Raw genomic sequence first — 241 nt, 5'->3', positions numbered from 1 at the left:
ATGCCCCAGCACCGCAGCCGCCTCATACCGGACCAAGTCGGTGAGCTGCCGCTCCTGCTCAGCGTCGTCCAAGCCGGCCAGTCGCTGCGCAAGGGCCGACGTGCCCTGCTCCGCCGACGTGGCCTCGAACACGGCACGGACTTCGGACAGTTCACGCAGCAGCGGGCTGGGCCGCTGTGCCATGAAGGTGCCCGCGAAGCGTTCCCAGTCGACATCGGCGACGATGACGTTCCCGTCACCA

At 68.5% G+C, this 241-nt stretch carries 1 protein-coding gene; it reads right to left on the bottom strand.

Translation table 11 applies throughout. The features are described from left to right. Nucleotides 1-241: hypothetical protein (locus JK363_RS41860; RefSeq protein ID WP_201883549.1), on the bottom strand; the 241-nt coding region annotated here is incomplete at both ends.

Origin of the sequence: Streptomyces coffeae (genome assembly GCF_016741875.1) — a bacterium.
Taxonomy (GTDB): domain Bacteria; phylum Actinomycetota; class Actinomycetes; order Streptomycetales; family Streptomycetaceae; genus Streptomyces; species Streptomyces coffeae.
This window is presented reverse-complemented; position numbering and strand designations above follow the sequence as displayed.